22 protein-coding genes and 2 tRNA genes are annotated in these 22,049 nt (G+C 43.1%); 12 read left to right on the forward strand and 12 right to left on the reverse strand.

The window, feature by feature from the left end:
• Positions 1-22: 22 nt before the first annotated feature.
• Positions 23-583, reverse strand: coding sequence for a DinB family protein (locus tag ACO067_RS21320; RefSeq protein WP_421877997.1), 561 nt, complete (start codon positions 581-583; stop codon positions 23-25).
• A 118-nt stretch (positions 584-701) separates the two neighbouring features.
• Between ACO067_RS21320 and ACO067_RS21325 the strand changes: the two genes are divergently transcribed.
• Positions 702-1,283, forward strand: a complete 582-nt coding sequence (locus ACO067_RS21325) for a toxin-antitoxin system YwqK family antitoxin (protein WP_421877999.1) — start codon at positions 702-704, stop codon at positions 1,281-1,283.
• On the opposite strand, the gene ACO067_RS21330 is transcribed toward ACO067_RS21325, so the two are convergent.
• From ACO067_RS21330 to ACO067_RS21345, 4 genes are all read right to left on the reverse strand, one after another.
• The gene (locus tag ACO067_RS21330; protein ID WP_421878000.1) at positions 1,284-2,162 is read right to left on the reverse strand and encodes an ion transporter; all 879 of its coding nucleotides are present in this window, start codon (positions 2,160-2,162) and stop codon (positions 1,284-1,286) included.
• A gap of 62 nt (positions 2,163-2,224) precedes the next feature.
• Positions 2,225-2,695: a hypothetical protein gene (locus tag ACO067_RS21335; RefSeq protein WP_421878002.1), complete on the reverse strand. Its 471-nt coding sequence runs from the start codon at positions 2,693-2,695 to the stop codon at positions 2,225-2,227.
• 77 nt (positions 2,696-2,772) lie between these two features.
• Positions 2,773-3,627, reverse strand: a complete 855-nt coding sequence (locus ACO067_RS21340) for a TolB family protein (RefSeq protein ID WP_421878004.1) — start codon at positions 3,625-3,627, stop codon at positions 2,773-2,775.
• Between the two features lie 603 nt (positions 3,628-4,230).
• Positions 4,231-4,304, reverse strand: a tRNA-Met gene (locus ACO067_RS21345).
• 397 nt (positions 4,305-4,701) lie between these two features.
• On the opposite strand from ACO067_RS21345, the gene ACO067_RS21350 reads away from it, so the two are divergent.
• The 7 genes from ACO067_RS21350 (at position 4,702) to bshB1 (ending at position 12,181) form a co-directional block, all read left to right on the forward strand.
• Complete coding sequence (locus ACO067_RS21350) at positions 4,702-5,085, forward strand: START-like domain-containing protein (protein ID WP_421878006.1); 384 nt, start codon at positions 4,702-4,704, stop codon at positions 5,083-5,085.
• A 61-nt stretch (positions 5,086-5,146) separates the two neighbouring features.
• The gene (locus ACO067_RS21355; protein ID WP_421878008.1) at positions 5,147-6,808 is read left to right on the forward strand and encodes an LptF/LptG family permease; all 1,662 of its coding nucleotides are present in this window, start codon (positions 5,147-5,149) and stop codon (positions 6,806-6,808) included.
• A gap of 77 nt (positions 6,809-6,885) precedes the next feature.
• Entirely contained in the window at positions 6,886-7,155 is a 270-nt protein-coding gene (gene rpsO, locus ACO067_RS21360) for a 30S ribosomal protein S15 (RefSeq protein ID WP_421878010.1), read from the forward strand.
• A 120-nt stretch (positions 7,156-7,275) separates the two neighbouring features.
• On the forward strand, positions 7,276-9,417 hold the full coding sequence (gene pnp, locus ACO067_RS21365; RefSeq protein ID WP_421878012.1) for a polyribonucleotide nucleotidyltransferase: 2,142 nt from the start codon (positions 7,276-7,278) through the stop codon (positions 9,415-9,417).
• A 68-nt stretch (positions 9,418-9,485) separates the two neighbouring features.
• On the forward strand, positions 9,486-10,349 hold the full coding sequence (locus ACO067_RS21370) for a sigma-70 family RNA polymerase sigma factor (protein ID WP_421878014.1): 864 nt from the start codon (positions 9,486-9,488) through the stop codon (positions 10,347-10,349).
• Positions 10,350-10,448: 99 nt separating this feature from the next.
• Positions 10,449-11,405: a thioredoxin-disulfide reductase gene (trxB, locus tag ACO067_RS21375; RefSeq protein WP_421878016.1), complete on the forward strand. Its 957-nt coding sequence runs from the start codon at positions 10,449-10,451 to the stop codon at positions 11,403-11,405.
• 56 nt (positions 11,406-11,461) lie between these two features.
• Positions 11,462-12,181 (forward strand): bacillithiol biosynthesis deacetylase BshB1, encoded by a 720-nt coding sequence (bshB1, locus tag ACO067_RS21380; protein WP_421878018.1) that lies wholly within the window; start codon positions 11,462-11,464, stop codon positions 12,179-12,181.
• Here bshB1 and ACO067_RS21385 read toward each other — a convergent pair.
• Both ACO067_RS21385 and pdxH read right to left on the reverse strand, forming a co-directional pair.
• Positions 12,166-13,389 (reverse strand): glycosyltransferase, encoded by a 1,224-nt coding sequence (locus tag ACO067_RS21385; RefSeq protein ID WP_421878020.1) that lies wholly within the window; start codon positions 13,387-13,389, stop codon positions 12,166-12,168. The two genes, bshB1 and ACO067_RS21385, sit on opposite strands and share 16 nt — an antisense overlap.
• Entirely contained in the window at positions 13,386-14,027 is a 642-nt protein-coding gene (gene pdxH, locus ACO067_RS21390; RefSeq protein ID WP_421878022.1) for a pyridoxamine 5'-phosphate oxidase, read from the reverse strand. The genes ACO067_RS21385 and pdxH overlap by 4 nt, the downstream gene beginning before the upstream one ends.
• Positions 14,028-14,176: 149 nt before the next feature.
• On the opposite strand from pdxH, the gene ACO067_RS21395 reads away from it, so the two are divergent.
• The 4 genes from ACO067_RS21395 (at position 14,177) to ACO067_RS21410 (ending at position 17,781) form a co-directional block, all read left to right on the forward strand.
• Positions 14,177-14,761 carry a tRNA-(ms[2]io[6]A)-hydroxylase gene (locus ACO067_RS21395; protein ID WP_421878024.1) on the forward strand — a complete coding sequence of 195 codons (585 nt, stop codon included), beginning with the start codon at positions 14,177-14,179 and terminating at the stop codon, positions 14,759-14,761.
• The gene (locus tag ACO067_RS21400) at positions 14,762-15,340 is read left to right on the forward strand and encodes a YqgE/AlgH family protein (RefSeq protein WP_421878026.1); all 579 of its coding nucleotides are present in this window, start codon (positions 14,762-14,764) and stop codon (positions 15,338-15,340) included. It begins immediately after the preceding gene.
• A gap of 55 nt (positions 15,341-15,395) precedes the next feature.
• Entirely contained in the window at positions 15,396-17,492 is a 2,097-nt protein-coding gene (locus ACO067_RS21405; protein WP_421878028.1) for a DUF349 domain-containing protein, read from the forward strand.
• A gap of 215 nt (positions 17,493-17,707) precedes the next feature.
• Positions 17,708-17,781, forward strand: a tRNA-Thr gene (locus tag ACO067_RS21410).
• Between the two features lie 390 nt (positions 17,782-18,171).
• Here ACO067_RS21410 and ACO067_RS21415 read toward each other — a convergent pair.
• From ACO067_RS21415 to ACO067_RS21435, 5 genes are all read right to left on the reverse strand, one after another.
• On the reverse strand, positions 18,172-18,894 hold the full coding sequence (locus ACO067_RS21415) for a DUF2490 domain-containing protein (RefSeq protein WP_421878030.1): 723 nt from the start codon (positions 18,892-18,894) through the stop codon (positions 18,172-18,174).
• A 140-nt stretch (positions 18,895-19,034) separates the two neighbouring features.
• Positions 19,035-19,361, reverse strand: coding sequence for a hypothetical protein (locus ACO067_RS21420; protein WP_421878032.1), 327 nt, complete (start codon positions 19,359-19,361; stop codon positions 19,035-19,037).
• Positions 19,362-19,472: 111 nt separating this feature from the next.
• On the reverse strand, positions 19,473-19,631 hold the full coding sequence (locus tag ACO067_RS21425; RefSeq protein ID WP_421878034.1) for a hypothetical protein: 159 nt from the start codon (positions 19,629-19,631) through the stop codon (positions 19,473-19,475).
• 1 nt (position 19,632) lies between these two features.
• Complete coding sequence (locus ACO067_RS21430) at positions 19,633-21,093, reverse strand: NAD(P)/FAD-dependent oxidoreductase (protein ID WP_421878036.1); 1,461 nt, start codon at positions 21,091-21,093, stop codon at positions 19,633-19,635.
• A gap of 82 nt (positions 21,094-21,175) precedes the next feature.
• Entirely contained in the window at positions 21,176-22,039 is an 864-nt protein-coding gene (locus ACO067_RS21435) for an RnfABCDGE type electron transport complex subunit B (RefSeq protein WP_421878038.1), read from the reverse strand.
• Between the last annotated feature and the right edge of the window lie 10 nt (positions 22,040-22,049).

The following is a 22,049-nucleotide window of genomic DNA, read 5'->3' on the forward strand; positions in this document are numbered from 1 at the left end:
GATTAATGGGGATGAATTGTAATTAGGCCTTTAGCTTTTTGGTTTCTACCAGCTCAGAAGCCTGTTGAATATGTCTTAACTCGTGCCAAAGAATGATTTTGTTAGCATACTCCAGAGAGTACACGATCAAAGGGCTGGCGGGAGAGGTGATATACGTTTTTTGATGGTTGATAGCATCACTAGCCTTCACCAGTTCTATTAAAGAGTCATGATGCTTTTTGAATTCATCCAGTTTATTGAGGGTAAACTCTTGTTGCCTTGGTTCGAACTTGCGGACAGTTTTGAGCTTCTTTTTATTATCTGGATCTACCGAGTGTAGGATGGACTTGCCCAGAAAATTGGTCACATAGCTAAATCGCGATGTGAATGGGTTCCGATGGTTGCCTGCCAGGATTTTTTCATATTTAGGAAAGTACAGAGAATTGGTCACTATGATATGATCGATTAGTTCTCCTATGCTCCATTTACCCTCTCTGGGCCGGTTATTAAGCTCTTCCTCAGTAATAAGTTGGAATAGCTCCTCCACCTTTGATGGGACTTCTTGCGCTTCCTGAATCCAATTCTTTAAATAGCTGTTATTCATTGGTTTGTTTACCGATTATCCTGCAAAAATGGTGCATCAATTTTCAAAATGGACTTTTTTACAAAAAATCTGTGTGATATAATTTTGAGGTGATGTGAACCAAATGTTTGAATTGACCATGAAACGAACCTATTTCATTATTTCTTGCCTTGTGTTAACTATAGCCTGTGCTGATACCCAATCAGACGTGATGACAGGAGAGTTAGTGCCTTCTCATTTTGAGCAACAGTCTTTGCCAGGATCAGAAGTCAGTTATGTATACTCTGATAGTGACGGCAAACTCTTGATAGAGGGAAATGAATTAAACGGCATGAGGCATGGCACCTGGTTAACATACAGTGATAAGGGAGCGATCTCCGAGCTGATTACCTATCATAAAGGTGTCAAAGAAGGAGTTGCGATCAGTTTTGATGATAAGGGTAACATAACAAAGAAGTCCATTTACCACGATGATAAACTGTATGGGAACTTCACCAGTTATAAAAATAATAAGGTTATCGAATCCAAATATTACACTGATGGAGAGCTCAACGGACTGGCAAGGAAGTACTATGATTCGGGTGTGTTGCTGGAAGAGTCAAACTATGTCAATGGGCAACTGGACGGAATCTCCAAATGGTACGATCAGGAGGGTAATCTATCCATCGCCTATGAGTATGAAAATGGTCAGTTGGTTAACAAAAATGCAGCGGTAGATTGATTAGCTGAGTTTCGACTTTTCTTCCGTTTCATCAAGTTTCCGTTCCAGCTGATTGATCTTGCGCTGGATGCTTTTGAGATATGCCAGCATCTCGGCATGTTCCTGATGGACAAACTCGCGCATGCGTGCCTCTTCATCCTTCATCTCTGCTCGGTTGAGCTCGTTCATCGTATTGACCACAATGGCGATGAATACATTCAAAGTAGTGTAGGTGGCGAGCAGAATGAAGGGAACGAAGAATAGATAAGCATATGGTAACTCCTGCATCATCGGGCGGGCAATGCCAGAAGACCAGCTTTCCAGAGTCATTACCTGAAAAAGCGTGAAGAACGTTTTACCCATATCACCAAAGAGCGCTGGAAATTCGTCTTGATACAGGTCTGTGCCGATTACAGCGAATATGTAGAAAATCATGAACAAGAGCACGGCTATCCACCCGATACTCGGAATGGATTTGAGCAAAGACTCAATGATGAGCCTAAGCTTTGGGACATTTTTAATTAAACGGGCCGTTCGGAGGATACGGAGTGTCCTTAGAATGTGAAGTGGACCAGCAGCTGGGATCAGTGCGATCGCCACTATAAGGAAGTCAAAGAGATTCCAGGCATTCATGAAAAAGCGATGCCTGTAGGCTACTATTTTCATGGCTATTTCCAGGGTGAAAATCACCAGGATGTATTTGTCGATTTGGGTAAGCCATGATCCTAAGGCATTGGTGATGGTCGGAGAGGTCTCCAAGCCAATGGTGATAGCATTGAGTACTATAAGTCCAATGATGGTGTATTGAAACCCTTTCGTTTCGAGAAAACTCTTAAGTTCGTCCAGGTCTTTCAGACGATAGAATATCAGTTTGAATGGGTTCTTAGTTTCGTAGGCCATGGTGATTTACACAATGATAAGCCATTTATGCCATATTAGGCAACTTATCAGTTCTTGGCCAGTTATTCGGCAGAGGCTCTGGTGTAGGTAGTGGTTTCTCTGCAGCCAGTCTGGGAATTGGTAGACTTGAGGGTCATGTCATCACCTGAAAGATCCATCTGTATGTTTCGACAGGTTACTTCACCTTCCTCATCTATACATAAGGTGATGCGACCCGAACCCAGCTCAAATGTACCAGATTCATTCATAGTAGATCCATCAATGGACGAGCTCATAGAATACACCTGATTCGCAACTTTCTCTTCGTTAATAATAACTGTGTCCACTACAAAAATGAATGAGAGACAATCGCCAGAGGGACAGTTGTAAGAAACCGAACCATCATTCGTACTTTCTGTACATTGGATGCTGAGTGTCTCAGAGGCGTACCACGTTCCCAGGATGGAAGCGGTTTTTGGTGCAGGATCGTCTTTTTTGCAAGAGATGAAGGTAACGGTGATCAATGCACTTAAAAGAAGTAGGGACTTATTCATAACACACATACGTTTCACTGTAAAGATATATTGTATTGTTGAGAGTTTTTGTTGGACTGAGCAAAGAGGTCAGAAACTCACCTAGGTTCAACAAGATCTTTTAATGCCATTCGCTTCACTCTTCCGTCCAGTTCATAAAAGAGATACATTCCCTCAGGAGAAATAACTGGAGTTAATTCCCATGAGCCGGTGGTGTTGAGCGGGGTGAGAGGTTGGGGTTTGGTCCAGGTTTGTTCATCGCGAAAGCTGATATAGAGTTCGATCTCTTTCGATTCAAAAAGGTATCGATTAAAAACAATGAATCTTTCTTGAGGATCAATGAATAGATCGTTCTCACTGTCAGGGGTATTGAGTGATACTACTGGCTGTGGCTCCTCAAATTGACCATTCTTCCATTCTGACTTGTAAATGTCCATAGATCCCTTTCCTCCAGGTCTGTCTGAGTTAAAATATAAGTGACCCTCGTTGGTAATTGAAGGGTAAGATTCGTGGTTTTCAGAGTTAATGCCTGACAGATACTCTGGGGTTCCCCACTTGTTATCATCATACGACACTCTCCAGATATTTGCAGTGGTGGATGGATCAACTTCTCCTGGCCTTGGTCTGGTGGAGTTGAAATATAGCCAGTGACCATTTGGGGAGAATACAGGGTGATAGTCGTTATAACTACTGTTGGTATCAAGAGGATCTGATTGGGTCCAGCCATTGTTAATTTTCTTTATTTGAAAGATTTTGTAGATAGGATTGCCAGTCAGCTGGTTTATTTGTCCTGTTGGTCGGGAAAATAGGATCACGTTTTTTGACCAATGAATGGTGAGGCCATTTCCAATCTGTAAACTATCGATTACCCGCAGATAGTCGTTGTTTCGCTCCTGACAACTACAGAAAGGGATTGTAAAGATCAGTATGATTACAAGAGACAGGATTTTCAAACAAATTGACGTTTAATGAAAGATTAGCCAGTCACTATTTCTACGTTACTAATAGCACTTAAGGTTTTACATGATTGCAGAATATTAACTCCTGCGGAAGAGATGTACAGAAATAGGTCAACTCACTTGTAAACCATCAATTTTAGTCTTATTGGGGTATTAGCAATGATTAATTACTCAAAAAAGTGTTTTTATTTGAGTAACCATCAAACAACAATCATGACAGACAAAATGCACAATACAATTATTGATATTGGCGGGGATTCGTTTACCACAGAGGATGTGGTGGCTTATGACTTAGATAGTGCTTTTTTGGAACCCAACCAGATTCTCTTCTTCATGAGATTTTCTCAACGAAGGATTGTCTCATTATCTGATAATTTGGAAGTTATATCACGGCTATTGAACATGAATTCTTCAATTCACGAAGAAGTAGGTTTTTTATATCAACATTAAAGTATAGAATAAGTCATCTACTTCCCATTCTAGTATATACAGCTACTGTGTTATATAATACAGGAGTAAGGATATATTGGGTTGGGTAGGAGTGAGTTTGGAATGAGCAGCAAAAAAAAAGCACTTCCGTTTCTGAAAGTGCTTTTGTAGCGAAGGGGGGAATCGAACCCCCGACCTCTGGGTTATGAATCCAACGCTCTAACCATCTGAGCTACCTCGCCCTGTGACGCTCTAACCTCCCGAAACATCGGGGTGAGCTACCTCGCCATGTTCTTTTGTGTTCCGAACCACTAGATCTTTGGATTAAGACACTGCGCGTGCCGCACTATTCGTGTAAATCCAACGCTCTAACCATCCGGGGCGCGTAGCCTGAGCTACCTCGCCTTTTGACGCTCTAACCTCCCGAAGCATCGGGATGAGCTACCTCGCCATATTTGTTGATTTGATCCTTTTTTATTCAATCAAATCCGCTATATTGACCAGCAGATAAGCAACAATTCGACCTACTCTTGCTGGCCACATCCGTAAAAGGAGTGCAAATGTAAAAAGTTTTCTTTTTTATCATAGCATATTGTCGATTTCAATTTTTTTTTTACCTTGATTCAAAAAACTTCACCTATGCCTAAGGAAAAATTTATTGGTGAGTATCCCATTAACGCGTCCAAAAAAATGCTTTACCCGTACTTCAGCACCGCTTCTGGCCTTGCCCAGTGGTTTGCTGATGATGTCAATATCAACGAGGATAAAGTCTTCACGTTTTTGTGGGATGGAGATGAGAATAAAGCGCGTATGGTATCCAGTAGGACCAACTCCCATGTGAAGTTTGAGTTTATAGACGATGAGGATGACGATCCTCCTTACGTAGAGTTTAAACTGGACATGAATGAACTGACTCAGGAAGTATTCATACGAGTGACTGATTACAACGACATGGACCCAGAGGAGACTGACGAGCTTTACGAAAGTCTAATCCATGACCTCAAAGAAATTGTAGGCGGGTAAACTATCCGTCTTTTTCTTGCGTTTTCCCTTTTGTAATTCTTAAAGCATATTTGCGGACCGAATGCGCAAGATCGACAAACTCATACTTCAGGCCTTCATAAGTCCTTTCATACTCACTACCGTAGTGGCCACCTTCATCTTGGTGATTCAGTACATGATGAAGTATTTCGATGACTTTGTGGGAAAGGACCTTGGATTTGATGTTTTCGCCGAGCTTATATTTTATTTCAGTTTGAACATGCTCCAGGCGGCATTGCCACTTGCGGTACTTGTTTCATCACTGATGACTTTTGGTAATCTAGGCGAGCACTTTGAGCTCACTGCTATTAAGAGTGCCGGCATTTCCTTACTCAGAGCCTTAAGACCCATATTCTTTTTTGTAGTGCTCTTGACTTTTGGTGCCTTTTATTTTTTCAATAATGTAGTGCCAGCTGCCAATTTACAAGCCTACAGCTTGCTATACGACATTAAGCATAAAAAGCCAGGTTTAGACATCAAGGAAGGGGTATTTTACAACGGTATCCCAGATTACAGTATCAAAGTAAAGGAGAAATTGCCCGATAATCAGACCTTAAAAGAAGTGCTGATCTACGACCATACAGGCGGTAGAGGGAACAATAGGGTTATTTTGGCTGACTCTTCCAGGATGTACATGATCAATAACGAGCGCTACCTCAAGCTAGAGCTCTACGATGGAAATTATTACAGTGAAGAAGCCAAACCACGCACTCAAGTAGATCAGTTTTATCGGACGGAGTTTGATCGGATGGATATGGTGTTTAACCTGTCATCTTTTGATCTCAAACGAACCAAAAAAGAGTTGTTTCAGAACAACCGGCAGATGAAAAATATTGCAGAACTAACCGTAGATATCGATTCGCTGGAGTATTCAGTAGTGGAAACTAAATACGGATTCTTCCGAAACACCAAAGGTTTTTTTGCTTATCACATGGATTCGGTAGAAATATCCATGAAATCGATTATTGATGCGCACAATGAGCGCATGAATCAGCAGGATCAGGAGGAAGAGGATAGTGTGCAAACCGAGCTTCAGGCATCGCTGCTGCCAACTTTTCTTATCAATCAAAAATCTCCGATTCGCGATTCGTCAGCTAATGATATAAGAAGGAAAAAGAAGGAAATCATTGCGCGAGATCGGTCCATCACTCTGTCGGATGGGTTGAAACCAATCCCGGAAGACACCGCTCAAAAAAGTAAAACAGTGATGATTGATACACTCAGTTGGGAGTTTCTCAACAGTCGGTCACAGCAGGTAGATTTGCTCCAAACCGCCAAAAACCAAGCACAAAACATCAAGGTTAATCTCAGCTCGGTGAGTTCTCGGGTGCAGAACTTGGAGCGGGATTTGAATAAGTGGATCATTGAAAAGTGGAAGAAATACAGTCAGGCGTTTGCCTGTATCGTGATGTTTTTGATTGGGGCACCACTAGGCTCCATCATTAAAAAAGGAGGTTTGGGAGTTCCAGTAATTGTGTCGATACTTTTCTTCTTAACCTATTACATCATCAATATCATTTGTGAAAAGAACGCACGAGAAGGATTGATAGATCCGGCCTTTTCAGTTTGGGTTGCCGATTTAGCGCTACTACCTATCGGGTTATTCTTTTTGAGACAGGCCCGAATAGATGCCAGGTTGTTTGATACTGATTTTTATAACATTTGGATAGATAAGCTCAAAACCAGATTTGCTAAAAGTAAGTAGTCGTACTATTGCTTTTAAATAGAAAGCACTCTAAATTTGCGCTTTGATTTTAAGGGACAACAAGAGAAAACGAAAGAATGTATTTAACGAAGGAAAAGAAAGAAGAATTCTTCACCAAATACGGAAGCGGTAAAGAGGACACAGGTTCGGCTGAAGGACAAATCGCTCTTTTTACTCACCGTATCAATCACCTCACTGAACATTTAAAAGCAAACAAGCAAGATCACGCTACTCGATTAGGCTTGATGAAATTGGTAGGTAAGAGAAGAAGATTGCTGGATTACCTTTACAAAAAGGATATCGAGCGATACAGAAGCATTATCGCGGAACTAGGAATCCGTAAGTAATTTAGAAGACAAGTTTATAAGGGGAATTCAACTCAGGATTCCCTTTTTTTATCTATTAAGGCGCCTGAAGAAAAAAGTAATATATGAGGCTCCTTATCACTATTTAATACTCAACATTTTATGAAGCCTCAATACACGGTTAAAAAATTTACGTTGGCTGACGGTAGAGAAATGTCTATCGAAACTGGCCGCCTGGCCAAGCAAGCTGACGGATCTGTGGTGGTAAGAATGGGTGACACCATGCTGCTAGCCACCGTTGTTTCAAGCAAAGAAGCTAAAGAAGGAGTGGATTTTCTTCCTCTTTCGGTCGATTATCAAGAGAAGTTTGCTGCATCAGGTAAAATCCCTGGTGGGTTCTTAAAGAGAGAAGGTAAACTATCTGATTATGAAGTGCTAATCTGCCGGTTGGTAGACAGAGCGTTAAGACCGCTCTTCCCTTCTGATTATCATGCTGATACTCAAGTGATGATCTCACTGATCTCAGCGGATAAGAACGTATTGCCTGATGCATTAGCTGCATTGGCTGCATCTGCCGCTTTAGCAGTTTCTGATATTCCATTTGATGGACCTATCTCGGAAGTACGAGTGATCAAGAAAGGTGATGAATACCTGGTTAACCCAACTCCTGAAGACATGGAGGAAGCGGTATTGGACTTGATCGTAGCGGGAACTGCAGACAACATCATGATGGTGGAAGGTGAGTCCAAGGAAGTGAGCGAAGATGAGATGCTGGAAGGCATTAAAGTAGCTCATGATGCTATTAAGATCCAGTGCCAGGCTCAGGTTGAGCTAGCGAAGGAAGTCGGTGCTACAGAGAAACGTGAGTACGATCACGAACCAAAAGACGAAGAATTAGCAAAGAAAATCAACGATTTCTGCTACGACAAGTGCTATGAAATCGCCAAGAAAGGTTCTGCAAATAAGACGGAACGCAGCGAGGCATTTGCGGCTGTAAAGGAAGAATTCCTTGCACAATACTCTGAGGAGGAATTGGAGGAGTTGGATGATTTTCTAGTGAAGAAATACTTCCATGATACTCAGAAAAACGCCGTTCGAAATTGTGTTTTGGATACCAAAAAACGACTGGATGGAAGAGACCTGGAAGAAGTAAGACCTATCTGGAGTGAAGTAGATGTGCTTCCAACTGCTCATGGTTCTGCAGTATTCACCAGAGGTGAAACTCAGTCATTAACTACCGTAACACTCGGTTCAAAAATGGATGAGCAGATGATTGACGGAGCGATTCATTCAGGTTATAATAAATTCATCCTACACTACAACTTCCCGGGCTTTTCTACGGGAGAGGTAAGACCTAACAGAGGTCCTGGACGTAGGGAAGTGGGGCATGGTAATTTGGCCATGAGAGCGCTTAAGCCAATGCTCCCTACTGAGGACAATCCTTACACCATTAGGGTGGTATCGGATATTCTTGAATCCAATGGATCATCATCTATGGCGACTGTTTGTGCAGGAGCTCTAGCTTTGATGGACGCCGGTGTGAAGATCAAAAGTCCAGTATCTGGTATCGCAATGGGTATGATCTCTGATGGTGAGTCTGGTAGATACGCTGTATTGTCTGATATCCTTGGTGATGAAGATCACCTGGGTGATATGGACTTTAAAGTGACTGGTACGGACAATGGTATCACTGCTTGTCAAATGGATATCAAAATCGACGGTCTATCTTATGACGTGTTAAAGGAGGCGCTTTCACAGGCAAATAGAGGCCGAACTCATATTCTCAATGAAATGAGAAAAACGCTTGCTGAACCTAGAGGCGAGATGAAGGAAAATGCGCCAAGACTTGTTCAAATCAACATCGAAAGAGATCAGATTGGTGCAGTAATAGGACCTGGCGGTAAGATTGTACAGGAGATTCAGAGAGAATCTGGAGCTACGGTGACTATAGAAGAAACCGATAAAGGTGGTTTGGTCAGTGTATTTGCAGCCAACAAAGAATCTCTAGACGATGCAGTAAGCCGTATCAAGGCGATCGTAGCTGTGCCGGAAATCGGAGAGGTTTATGAAGGAAAGGTAAAAGCCATTATGCCATTTGGAGCTTTCGTAGAAATCCTGCCAGGTAAAGATGGTTTGCTACACATCTCCGAGATCAAATGGGAGCGCGTAGAGAAGGTAGAAGGCGTTCTTGAAGTAGGCGAAGAAATTAAGGTGAAGCTTATTGATATCGATAAGAAAACCGGTAAATACCGCCTGTCGCGAAAAGTTTTATTGCCTAAACCGGAAAAGAAAGAGGAAAGCTAATTAAATTTAGTGGTGATAGACAAAAGGCTGAACCTTGTTTTCAGCCTTAATAAACAAATCACCGTTAAATGAGACAGCTCAAAATCAGTAAGCAAATAACCAATAGAGAAAGTGAGTCACTTGATCGTTATTTGCAGGAAATTGGTAGAGTAGAACTGATCACAGCTGAGGAAGAAGTAATTCTTGCTCAGAAGATTCGAGAAGGCGACGCACTCGCCCTTGAGAAATTGACCAAGGCCAACCTTCGGTTTGTCGTGTCAGTAGCCAAGCAATATCAAAATCAGGGGTTAACCCTTGGTGACTTAATAAACGAAGGTAATCTAGGATTAATTAAAGCCGCGCAACGTTTCGATGAAACGCGCGGCTTTAAATTTATATCCTATGCCGTATGGTGGATACGTCAATCCATCTTGCAGGCATTGGCTGAACAGTCACGTATAGTCAGATTGCCATTAAATAGAGTAGGGTCTTTGAATAAGGTTTCCAAAACCTTCTCAGAACTTGAACAAAAATTTGAGCGTGAACCAACACCTGACGAATTGGCAGAAGTGCTTCAGGTCAGTGAGGATGAAGTAATAGATACCATCAAAATCTCTGGAAGGCATGTATCAATGGATGCACCATTCGCCGGAGGTGAGGAGAGTAGTTTGCTGGATGTCCTCGAAGATGAAATGGAAGATACACCGGACAACAGTCTGATATCTGATTCTCTATGTATCGAAGTACAACGGGCTTTATCTACGCTTACATCACGTGAATCAGATGTTGTCGCATATTATTTTGGATTAAATGGGAGTCATGCATTAACATTGGAGGAAATTGGGGAGAAGTTCGGCTTAACCCGTGAGCGTGTGAGACAAATCAAAGAGAAGGCCATTCGGCGATTACGTCATGCTTCCAGGTCAAAATCACTTAAAGTTTATCTCGGTTAGTAGCCAATATGACACTTTGAACCTTTCTGGTGTTTTTTTTGATACATAAAAGGATGTCAACCGTTGTATCATTGAGAGAATTGAAAATAAGATCAAATAATGGCTAAAGAGAGAGTAAAAGTATTAATCATTGGATCTGGCCCTGCTGGGTTCACAGCGGCTATTTATGCTGCCAGAGCAGGTATGAAGCCTGTTTTATATCAAGGTGGACAGCCAGGTGGGCAATTGACCATTACTACGGATGTCGAAAACTATCCAGGATATCCAGAAGGGATCATGGGGCCTCAGATGATGGTAGATTTTCAAAAACAAGCCGAACGATTTGGTACTGACATTCGTAGCGGTATGATCACTGGAGTGGACTTCTCCGGATGGCCACACAAAGTGACCGTTGATAATAAACAAGAAATTGAAGCAGAAGCTGTGATTATCTCTACAGGTGCTTCAGCCAAGTGGCTAGGACTGGAAAGCGAACAACGACTAAATGGTAGAGGCGTCTCTGCATGTGCTGTTTGTGATGGCTTCTTCTTCAGAGGTCAGGATGTGGCGATTGTCGGAGCTGGGGATACGGCAGCTGAAGAAGCTACTTATCTTTCGAAGCTTGTCAATAAGGTATACATGCTTGTTCGTAGAGATGAAATGAGAGCAAGTAAGATCATGCAGCAGCGTGTGATGAACGCACCAAACATTGAGGTGCTTTGGAATACAGAAACAGTAGAGGTTCAGGGAGACGAGGAAGTAGATGGTGTCAAAGTAAAGAATACCGAGACAGGTGAAGAGCGAGTGTTGCCTGTTCAGGGATTTTTCGTGGCAATCGGCCACAAGCCTAATACTGATATTTTCAAAGGCTTTATTGATATGGATGAAGCTGGTTATATCAAAACCATTCCAGGAACATCAAAAACAAACGTGCCAGGTGTATTTGCTACGGGGGATGCCCAGGACAAAAACTACAGGCAGGCAGTAACAGCAGCAGGTAGTGGATGTATGGGAGCTCTTGATGCTGAGCGTTTCATTGCTGAAAAAGAAGTGGAAATGCAGGAAGCTGCAGTTTAGTGATAAATCGAATAAACAAGAAATAAGATCCCGATGGTATCGGGATTTTTTTTGTGATGAAAATTAATATTCTAGCCATAGCAGCACATCCGGATGACGTAGAGTTATCCTGTGCAGGGACATTGATCGCTCACAAAGATCGAGGATATACCACCGGGGTTATAGACCTAACCCGTGGTGAGATGGGCACTCGAGGGACACCTGAAACGAGACAGGAAGAAGCTACTGAAGCCGGGAGAATCATGGGGTTGTCGGTGAGAGAAAATATGGAGTTTGATGATGCATTCTTCCAAAATGACAAAGAGCATCAGCTAGCTCTGGTTCAAAAAATTCGCAAATATCAACCCGATATTGTGATTACGAATACGACCTATGACCGTCATCCAGATCATGCGCGTGGAGCACAACTTGTTGAAGAAGCATGTTTCAAATCAGGTTTGGCCATGATACAAACACTCAATGCGGAAGGTGACCCTCAAAAACCATGGAGACCCAAAAAAGTCTATTTCGTGATACAGAGCACTTCCATTACTCCAAGCTTCTTTGTGGATATTTCAGGAGCACAAGATCGCAAAATGGAAGCCATTAGAGCTTACAAGAGTCAGTTCTATGACCCGAATAGTAAGGAGCCAGAGACCTACATAGCCAAGCCTGAGTTCATGAAAATGGTAGAGGCCAGGGCAGTGGAGTATGGTCACAGAATAGGAGTAAAATATGCAGAAGGCTTCATCACCAAAGACTTCATTGGGGTGAAGGACCTCTATAATTTAGCATAGTACACTCGCTCTTTGTCAAACCGACGAAGCGTGAGTAGCTGCTCTTTCTTATTTAAATCAATAATATTCAGTCCCGTTATTTGATGGTCCATCCAGGACAGGGCTTCAGATAGCGGGACTTTTTCATGGTAGTGATCTCGGCAATGATGGATAAATTTCAATACCCGAAAGCCATCCCACCATGCATAGTATCGTTGCTTGAAGTTTAATAAGCTTCCTGCTTGTGCTCTAATGCTCAGAAGAGATTGCTTAAAAGAGTGACGCTCGTAGAAATCAGAAATGGAGTCAGGTAAGTTTCCTAATTGCCCAGTTTTCCAAAGTTGTTCCAGGTCGAGGTTGACCAGTCTCAGATCCTCAAAAGTTTGTGGATGGTACACAGGATAAGCAGTGTCTACTTCTTCGAGGTAGCGATTAATAGCGTGCCCCGTTCCAAAGGGTACTCGATCTGAGACCCTATCCGATGGGTAAATGGTTGTCCCATTAATCTCCCCAACTCCACCCAGAGGCATACACTTATGAATAAAGTAAAAATCTTCTCCAGCCTTGCGGCGGTTCATTCCTCCTTGCTTCTGGTAGGTACTGCTTCTTACGGTTATACATGACCCGAGGGTCTGCACCGCGAAGGGATAGTTTGCTACTCTCAAGCCATTATTGTAGTACCTTAGATACAATTCATAGTTTAGAATTGCTTCATGATTTGGACCCTCTAACACATGTTCATAGTGTACCAATCCCAGGTTGAGGTTTGTGCTTTGATAGCTACTCCAAACTTCAGATAAATAACTGGTGGAACATAAACAATCCGCATCAAAGCAAACAATGATTCCGTCCTTACCTTGTTTTTCAAAGCTTCGTACAGCTTGGTCCATACCAATTTTGCGAGCCAGACCCACTCCAGCATGCTTTGAAGGTAAACTTACATGAATGTATTTCTGCTCGTATTTAACATTAACCAACTGGAGCTCCTCGATGCTTGTTAGATTTTGTGCGATTGCTGGCTGGGTATCGTTTTCACTTTCATTTATGACGATGAGGATTGCTACAGTGCAAGGTGGATTCTCGCACTGATGGAGAGCATGTAAGGCGGCATTCAGGTTAGGCTCGTTGTAGCAGGGGATCACCACGATGAGATCTGGGCTAGAATCAAAACCGAGAGGCATTTCATCTGATGGCCAGATGTATCGATCCAAATAAGTGTTTTTACTCAAGGAGATAACCTTTTCTTAATCCAGGAGCCATTTTCATGCTCGTACAAAATCCGATCATGGAGACGACTAGGCCTGCCTTGCCAGAACTCTATGGATGATGGGATAACCCGATAGCCTCCCCAGAAATCTGGAAGAGGCACTTTGCCCTCTTTGAATTTTTCTTTCATTTCATGGAGCTTCAGTTCTAATATGCTTCGAGAGGTGATTACTTTGCTTTGCTGTGAAACCCATGCCCCAAGCTGACTATTGAATGGACGACTCATGAAGTATTTGACCGATTCGGCTGTGCTTACTTTCTCTGCTCTTCCTGTCACGGCCACTTGCCGCTCCAGCTGATACCACGGAAATAGTAATGATACCGCATTGTTTTCAGCTATTTGCTGGGCTTTTCTACTGGTGTAGTTAGTGTAAAATACAAACCCATTCTCATCAAATGCTTTGAGCAGAACAGTCCGTTGGGTGATGTGACCATTTGCTCCGGCTGTACTCAATACCATGGCGTTTGGTTCGGTGAGTTCACCCTTTTGGGCTTCCTCAAACCATTTTTGAAATTGGAGGAAAGGAGAGTCCGCCACCGATTCCAGGTCCAGACTAGCCCTGGAGTACTCCTTTCGCAATGAAGCCAGATCGATACTCATACTTCGTTTACTTGATTGTTCAATTAAGGTATAAAATTGTTTTATTTGTTATAGAACCAAAGGTATAGATTCAATTCAGATCTTAAATGATCCTGTGTTCTTTATCATTAATGAACAGATGATGAAGTAAAAGGATATAATTAACAAATATGAAATTACGGATTGATTTAGACGTAGAGAGCAGCCAGCAATGGATTGATACGGTGATGTCGGACTTTGATTCCTTTTTAAAAGACCATGCCAACTGTGAGCGAAAGGCGTCAGCTATGGCCATGAGCTTTGTGGCCAAGTACCCTGATCGTGTGGAGATTATTCCAGAATTGATTGAAACGGCTGTAGAGGAATTAGAACACTTTCAAACAGTCTACCAAATCATGGAAAAGCGTGGAATTCAGTTGACTCATGAGATTGGACAGGACATATATGTGAAGCAACTTCTGGATAAATGCCGGGACGGAAGAGAAGAACGGTTTATGGACCGACTATTGCTTGCTTCACTGGTGGAAACAAGAGGGGCAGAACGTTTTCGGATGGTTTATGAAGCTCTGGACGATCCAGACTTAAAACACTTCTATCATGAATTGTGGGCGTCTGAAGCCAAACATGGAGAAATATTTGTACGAATGGCTCTCAACTATTTCGATGAAGCCTCTGTCTATAAAAGGCTAGAGGAGATGACCGCAGATGAAGCTGTGGTCCTGAACAGTTTGCCACTTAAACCTGCATTGCATTAAATGGACTATTTCGCAACAGATAAATTAGTATCACCAGAACGTGGAGATTTATTAATCTCCGAACCCTATCTGCCTGACCCGAATTTTGAACGAACAGTTATCTTGCTCTGTGAGCACGATGAGAATGGTTCTTTTGGGTTTGTGCTCAACAAACCATCCAATGCCATACTATCCGAACTAGTGGAAGAGGCTGAAGGGTTTGATAGTAAAGTCTATGTAGGTGGGCCAGTGCAGCAGAATACCTTGCACTTTCTACACAAGTCCCCGGCCAAATTGAATGGTGATAAAAAGATCGTAGATGGGGTGTATTGGGGGATTGATTTCGAGGGATTGATTAGTTCTATCAATACGAAAGTGGCCCAACCCGAAGAGTTAAAGTTCTTTATCGGGTATTCTGGATGGTCAGAAGGTCAATTGATGGATGAGTTGAAAGCGAAATCATGGATCGTTTATAAGAAGGCAACCCCCGAACTGGTTTTTGAAATGAGTCCGGAAGAGTTGTGGAAAGAGGCATTGAGCAATATGGGGGGTAAGTATCGGGTGATTTCGAACTATCCCACTGATCCTCGACTAAATTAGTACTACATATTTATTAATTTTAAGGCTTAAGGCCAACCAAAAGAGAGGTTCCATTATGGAAGACAAGGAAAACAAGTTGCCGGATAATCCAGAAGATAAGGATTTGAAGGATGGAGTTCAGGAGACACCTGAATTAACAAACAAGGACGAAAATCAAGGCGAGACAGAGGCCATAGAAGAAGGAATTGCCGAAGAAGCGACAGCCGAGACTAAAGCGCCTGAGTCTGCCTCTGCTGAAGAAGCGAAGGCTGAAGATGAGAAGCAAGAAGAATCTGAGGTAACTGATAGCGAGTCAACTGAAGAAGATGCTCCACAGGAAGAGGTTGCTATTGAAGAAGCACCTAAACCTGAGCCAGTTGAGTCAACAACTGCCGAATCATCTGATGATGAGCAAGAAGGGAGTGATGATGAGGATGATCATGACGAAGAGAATAAGCTTCTAGAGGAACTTGATTTTGACCATCCGACCAAGAAGGAGCTTTATGATACGCTGAAGAAATTCTCATCTGTTGAGAACATGCGCATCCTGGATAAGGGGCTCAAGGAGATTCGTCCATTGTACAATAAAATTTATGATAGTGAAAAAGAATCAGCTCTCAAGGTCTTTGTAGAAGAAGGCAATGATTCAGCTGATTTCGATTATAAAGGTGAGCTACTGGATACGGACTTTTTCGATCTGTATGAAAAGCTACGACATAAAAAGGCTGTTTTCTTCTCTCAGATGGAGAAAACCAAAGACGCCAATCTGATTAAGAAGCAAGAGATACTCGAAAGACTGAGGGAATTAGTCGATGGTGAGGAAAGTACTGCGTCCATTAATACGCTGAAGGATATACAACAAGAGTGGCGCAATGTGGGACAGGTACCCGGAGCATATGCCAAAACAATGTGGGCCAACTACCACGCATTGATTGATCGGTTTTATGATCAGCGGGGTATCTATTTTGAGCTTAAAGAACTCGACCGAAAAAAGAATCTGGAAGGGAAACTGGACTTGTGCGAACGTGCTGAGGCTTTGGATAACCTGGACAATATAAAGGATGCGATCTTCCAACTAAACGAGCTACATGAAGAGTTCAAGCATATTGGGCCTATCCCAAAAGAAGATCAGGAGCCAGTTTGGCAGCGTTTTAAAGCGGCTAGCGACAAGATTTACTCCAAGCGTAAGGATTATTTTGAGACGCTGAAAAAAGAGCTCGGTGAGAATGCTGAGATTAAGCAAAAGCTTGGAGACCAAGCGGCGGAATTTACCAAGTTTGAGTCCGATAGAATTACTGAATGGAATAAGAAAACCAAGGAGATTCTTGAGCTTCAAAAGCAATGGGATAAGGTAGGGGGACTGCCTCGTGAAAGTGCTAAGAAAATTAACAAGCACTTCTGGGGTAATTTTAAACAGTTCTTCAACAACAAGAATAATTTCTTTAAAACACTAGAAGGGCAGCGTGAAGAGAATCTAAAGAAGAAGCAAGAGTTATTGGTTAAAGCAGAGGAGCTGAAGAATAGTGACGACTTTATGCAGACAGCCAATGAGCTTAAAAAACTTCAGCAGCAGTGGCGAGATATCGGACCAGTGCCAGAAAAGCATCGAAACGATGTATACAAGAAATTCAAGGCAGCGTGTGATCATTTCTTTGATAGACGCAGAGCTCAGGGTGACTCCAAGAATAAAGAGTTTGAAGCCAACCTTAAGCAGAAGGAGGATATCTGCAAAAAGATAGAAGAGGTCATCGGTGGTGATACTATCGAGTTGGAAGAAGTCTATGATCTATTGGACGAATACGCTGAGATTGGGTTTGTGCCCCGCAATGCCATCAAAAAGATTCATTCCAGATATGATCAGGTCACTGACAAACTGGTGGGACTTGAAGACTTATCAGACGACCAACGCAATGAGCTGAAAATACACGTTCAGATGAGCAAACTGAAAAACAGTCCTCACAGCGGTCAGAAGATCCATCGAAAAGAAGGTGCTATCAAACGTAAGATATCTGCTATAGAAAACGATATATCTACCTGGAAGACGAATATGGGTTTCTTTGCTCAGTCTAAAAATGCTGAGGAATTGAAAAAAGATTTCGAGGATAAAATCGAGAAAGCGGAGCAGGAACTTGACGATTTAAAGAAGCAACTAGAAGTTTTAAAAGAGATGTAAAATTTTCTCATTCCAGCTTTGGAATAAAAAAATGGAATGATACATTTGCACTCGCTTAAACAAAGCGGCGCCGGTGAAACGGTGAAAAGCCAACACAGCGAAGCTGTTTGTTAGGCCTCCATAGCTCAGCTGCGGTTCGACGATTCGACCAGAGCAACTGACTTAGGAGAACAAAAAAGAAAAACTACCTGCATTTGATTGCAGGTATAGCTGAAGCCTCCATAGCTCAGCTGGCCAGAGCAACTGACTTGTAATCAGTAGGTCGTTGGTTCGAATCCGACTGGGGGCTCAAAATCATAAGCATTCACGTTAACTCGTGGATGCTTTTGTTTTTTAGGTAGTACAAGAACCAACGACCAAGGCGGTTTGGTTCTGCCGAAGGCATCCCTACGGGAGAATCCCTGCCTTGCTGGCAGGCAGGCGACTGGGGTCTCTTGATAGTCAAGTACTTACAGGATTTTAAGTGCTTTTTTAGACCTCCAAAAAATCTGAAGTTATTCCTTATCGAGCGCATGCCCGAGTGACCAATGAGGGCTATACAGTAATCGACGAGTCAAAAACTGCTAATTGTGAAATTGCTCTAAATATTGACCAAAATAACTTTATTGAGCGAATGTTTGACCGGATTGATATCAATAAGTAATTGGGAAGTTCCAGTTTAGAAACCTGTTTTACTCAGTCATAGATCAATTTTACTTTTTATTTGTAACCAAAAGAGGTACTCTGAGGAGAGATTTTTCGGTCCAGGCGATAGCTGATTGCACCAGGCAAATGCTACTGATAATTGATCATTACAAACGACCGTAGGAGTGAGGAAAAATCGATTTTGATCGAAAAATTGGCCCTCTTCAGCGCTCACTACATTGAAAAACACTTCATCGCTTACACCCAAATCCAGGGATGCGTTTTCGCTCCAGCGAAACAGACTGAAGCTCGTGCCAAGGGAATATCGAGCTCGAACTTCAAAAAGATCAGCATTGGCATTTTCTCCATCATCTTGATAGTGATAGATCCGTTCTTCTATTCTAATCCGATGACTTAAGATGAGATTGCCTAGCGAGCTTTCGGTGGAAATACTTTGAAAAGGCCTGATTTCGGATGACCTGATCTTGTAAGATTCGTAGCTGCCCAAATGAGCGATACCAGTAGACACGCGAAAGTTGTCTCCAAAATGATGTCCAAAATCAATGCGTCCAATGTGTTGAGAGCTGCTCTCAGGCATCCATCGGTAGCCATAGTCGGCAGTTACATCCCACCGGTCGGCAAATGTAGTTTGATGGTAGTGCTGAATCCATAGCTGCAGAGGAGACTGAGCGAAAGACTGCACGTGGCTGACAAACAATAATAGAAGGCTGCTGAGTGCATGAATAGGTATCTTGCGTCCGGACGAATTCCTTTTCACTGATTAAAATTGAATTGATAGATCGTTTCGGCTCAATTCTAATCAAAAACAGGAAGCTTGACACCATGCAAATCGGGAGAATCAATAATTCTCTTTTCGATAGAAACTGCCACAGAATGTTGGCTCTACTAAGTCTTTGCTTAATCCAGCAGTCCTGCTACAAAGTCTCTTACTCGCTCAGCGGCTACACACAAGATTTCCAGGTTCACTTCGTCGTACTCCGCAAAAGCTGGCAACTCCAATGCATAAAACCTTGAGTTGATCTCTCGGCATTGGTTTAAAAGGACTACAGGATCTTCTGTGAATGGCTCCACACCATAGTGGTCCAGGTAGCTTATGAGAAATTTGCTGGAGGCTTGGCGTGCTTGTGATCGCACAATTTCATGGTCGTGTCTGATTTGCTTTCTGGCACTTCGCAGTAATTCTTCACCAAGCTCAAAATCATGGTTTATAGTTAGAGTTTCCATAGTAGGAGAGTTTAGTTTATCCTAAACTAACCCTCCAATCTGGACAAACGAATGCCGTGCGTCAGCGGTGCGTCTGACTTTCATCAAAGAAGGTGATATGGTTACTGGCTGCTACGAGTGCCCACCAATGACAATGCGCATCATCTTCAGGTTGAGCACTACAAACCGGAAGAGCTGCCAGGGTATAAATTTCCGAAAAAATCGAGTGGCTGGTCCAGGTACTGTGGCGAAGCTCACTTCTGAGTAAGGAATAAATTTCTCTGCTTTCATGTCATTCAGGGATTAACCACCAAAACGGTCGAGCTTTGGCTTTGTATAAAAACAAGTAATGCAACATCAATTTGATCCAGTGTCCGGCCAGTCCGGCTTCCCCCACTGTGTAGTTTAGATCTCGGCCCCATCGCGGATACTTTTTCCAATTCTGTACAATAGGGAACACCGTCATCGTGGCAGCCATCCCTTTGCTCATGCCATAGCCAGCAGATACCACGCAAGCAGCACCCATCTTGGCCATAGAGGCACGGTGCTTATGATCTGTACTGGCATGTTTGATTTTATTGGCAATGTTGAGTGCTACCACTTTGCCTATGACTCCTGAGGGCATTCCTGTTCTTGGAGGAGTAGGGGATATCGGTGTGCCGTTTTTGCTCTTCATTGGCTTGGAAATGGCATGAGGGGGTGCGAAGGCTATTCCAGCTGCGTACAGATTGTTGTAAACAGTGCTCTGATAAGTAGAGGGCCAGTCTTCAGCATCCCATTGCTCATAGGGCTTAGATGTATAGTCTGCATCTACTTTCATGAAGCCATTCGGAGCGAAAAGTGAATCTGTAATGTCATGACCATGCTGATTGAAGCTTTTTAGACCAACGCCAGAAAAAGATGGTATCAACATGGAGAAGTCAAACTTTAGATCATGCATTTCGCCATCTAGCGTTTCGTACGTGATGGTGTCTTTGGAGATCTTCTGTACACCAGCCCGGGTGATCCAGCGGATACCATACTCAGCAAGAATGGATTCTGTGAAGACCGTGGTAGAAGTGATGTAGCCATTTCGTTTCACATAGGCACCACCCATCCCAAAGTCACCTACTTCATATTCATTGGTGAGCCAGACTAGTTCGGCCATATCATCCAGGTTCCTTTTTCGCACCTCAAAGGCAATGTTGAGCACATACTCAAAGGCTGCACCCTGGCAGGTAGCCATAGCGTGTCCGGTCCCAATGACGATGGTCTGCTTTTGGCCATCCTCCATTTTCTTGAAAGTCTCCTGTAGGTTTTGCCAGGTGTGTTCGGCATGTTGGTAGGTACAGACGGAGTTGCAGTTTCCAAGCTCTGGTCCGAGACCTTCGGTTGCCTCGAATTTCAATTTGGGGCCAGTGGCATTGATTAAGTAATCATAGGTGATCTTCTCTTGTGTTCCTTGCTTGGCCTCTTCTGTATAGGCCACAGTGACATACGGACTGTTGATGTGTTCGTCACCTTCAGGGTGGATGGATACAGCCTTGGCTTGATGGAAGTCTACACCCATGCGTTTGTAGACTGGCGCCAGAGCAAAGGTGACTTGTTTGCTTTTCATTCGACCTATGCCCACCCAGATGTTCGAGGGGATCCACTGGTATTTACTGTTGGGGCTGATGACAATGACCTGATGTTTCTTACTGAGGTTTTTCCTGAGGGTGAGTGCTGCGGTATGACCGGAAACACCTGCACCTAGTATTGCGACTGTTGCCATGACTATAGGGTGTTAGTTGTTCATTCAATATTTACATTTTTTGCTTACGTTTTGGTGACTTTTGTTACATAGAGCAGCTTTTTTAGGATGCCCCGACGGTAAGATTTCCTTTCCTGATAATCTTCGGACTTTCTAGTCCTTTTTTGATGGTACCATCATCGTTGAGCCAAACGATAGCTCCGGTAGGGCAGCGTTGTATGGCGTTGTCTGATAGGATAGGTGCATCATAATCAATGACGGGAATGTTGCTTTGAATGCTGATGATCCCCGGCGCATCCATGGCGCATTTACCGCAGGCGGTACATCCCACCTGACACTCTTCCAGTACCTGATCTCCATTTTCGAGGTTTTTGCAGGCCACCCACAATCGGTTCTTGATCGTTTGTAATGTAAACAGATCTTTAGGGCACGTTTCTACGCAATCACCACACGCCGTGCATTTGTCAGTATCTACTACGGGTAGCCCAAACGAATTCATTTGGATGGCGTTAAAATCACATACCTTCTCACAATCTCCAAAACCAAGGCAGCCCCAGAAGCACCCTTTACCGCCTCCGGATACCAGAGAGGCTGCCTTACAGCTTTGAAGGCCTTTGTACTCAGCTCTATTTCTTGCCACATTGGTGCCTCCCGCACAGGCCAATCTGGCTACTTGTTTGTCCTCTCCACCCAGGGCCACTCCCAGGTAGTCGGCAATTTTTTGGCGTGTTTCATCATTGCTGACAGTACACTTGCCGGGCAAGACTGTGCCCGTTACCAGTGCCTCAGCAAAAGGTCTGCAACCAGGATAACCACAGGCCCCACAATTGGCATGTGGAAGCATCTCGTCCACCTGGTCAATTCGTGGGTCTTCATACACATACAACTTTTTATTGGCCACCATGAGTATGATAGCAAGAAGGAGTGTAAGTCCACCGAGTGTTCCTAATGCAATGAGAACAGTCATGACGTTATTC

The sequence above is a fragment of the Marinoscillum sp. genome, from assembly GCF_965229915.1.
Lineage (GTDB): Bacteria > Bacteroidota > Bacteroidia > Cytophagales > Cyclobacteriaceae > Marinoscillum.

Bases quoted from the DNA above. Each gene is read 5' to 3' on its own strand.
- ACO067_RS21320 (WP_421877997.1), bottom strand. From the start codon at position 583: ATGAATAACAGCTATTTAAAGAATTGGATTCAGGAAGCGCAAGAAGTC.
- ACO067_RS21325 (WP_421877999.1), top strand. From the start codon at position 702: ATGAAACGAACCTATTTCATTATTTCTTGCCTTGTGTTAACTATAGCC.
- ACO067_RS21330 (WP_421878000.1), bottom strand. From the start codon at position 2,162: ATGGCCTACGAAACTAAGAACCCATTCAAACTGATATTCTATCGTCTG.
- ACO067_RS21335 (WP_421878002.1), bottom strand. From the start codon at position 2,695: ATGAATAAGTCCCTACTTCTTTTAAGTGCATTGATCACCGTTACCTTC.
- ACO067_RS21350 (WP_421878006.1), top strand. From the start codon at position 4,702: ATGCCTAAGGAAAAATTTATTGGTGAGTATCCCATTAACGCGTCCAAA.
- ACO067_RS21355 (WP_421878008.1), top strand. From the start codon at position 5,147: ATGCGCAAGATCGACAAACTCATACTTCAGGCCTTCATAAGTCCTTTC.
- rpsO (WP_421878010.1), top strand. From the start codon at position 6,886: ATGTATTTAACGAAGGAAAAGAAAGAAGAATTCTTCACCAAATACGGA.
- pnp (WP_421878012.1), top strand. From the start codon at position 7,276: ATGAAGCCTCAATACACGGTTAAAAAATTTACGTTGGCTGACGGTAGA.
- ACO067_RS21370 (WP_421878014.1), top strand. From the start codon at position 9,486: ATGAGACAGCTCAAAATCAGTAAGCAAATAACCAATAGAGAAAGTGAG.
- trxB (WP_421878016.1), top strand. From the start codon at position 10,449: ATGGCTAAAGAGAGAGTAAAAGTATTAATCATTGGATCTGGCCCTGCT.
- bshB1 (WP_421878018.1), top strand. From the start codon at position 11,462: ATGAAAATTAATATTCTAGCCATAGCAGCACATCCGGATGACGTAGAG.
- pdxH (WP_421878022.1), bottom strand. From the start codon at position 14,027: ATGAGTATCGATCTGGCTTCATTGCGAAAGGAGTACTCCAGGGCTAGT.
- ACO067_RS21395 (WP_421878024.1), top strand. From the start codon at position 14,177: ATGAAATTACGGATTGATTTAGACGTAGAGAGCAGCCAGCAATGGATT.
- ACO067_RS21400 (WP_421878026.1), top strand. From the start codon at position 14,762: ATGGACTATTTCGCAACAGATAAATTAGTATCACCAGAACGTGGAGAT.
- ACO067_RS21405 (WP_421878028.1), top strand. From the start codon at position 15,396: ATGGAAGACAAGGAAAACAAGTTGCCGGATAATCCAGAAGATAAGGAT.
- ACO067_RS21420 (WP_421878032.1), bottom strand. From the start codon at position 19,361: ATGGAAACTCTAACTATAAACCATGATTTTGAGCTTGGTGAAGAATTA.
- ACO067_RS21425 (WP_421878034.1), bottom strand. From the start codon at position 19,631: ATGAAAGCAGAGAAATTTATTCCTTACTCAGAAGTGAGCTTCGCCACA.
- ACO067_RS21430 (WP_421878036.1), bottom strand. From the start codon at position 21,093: ATGGCAACAGTCGCAATACTAGGTGCAGGTGTTTCCGGTCATACCGCA.
- ACO067_RS21435 (WP_421878038.1), bottom strand. From the start codon at position 22,039: ATGACTGTTCTCATTGCATTAGGAACACTCGGTGGACTTACACTCCTT.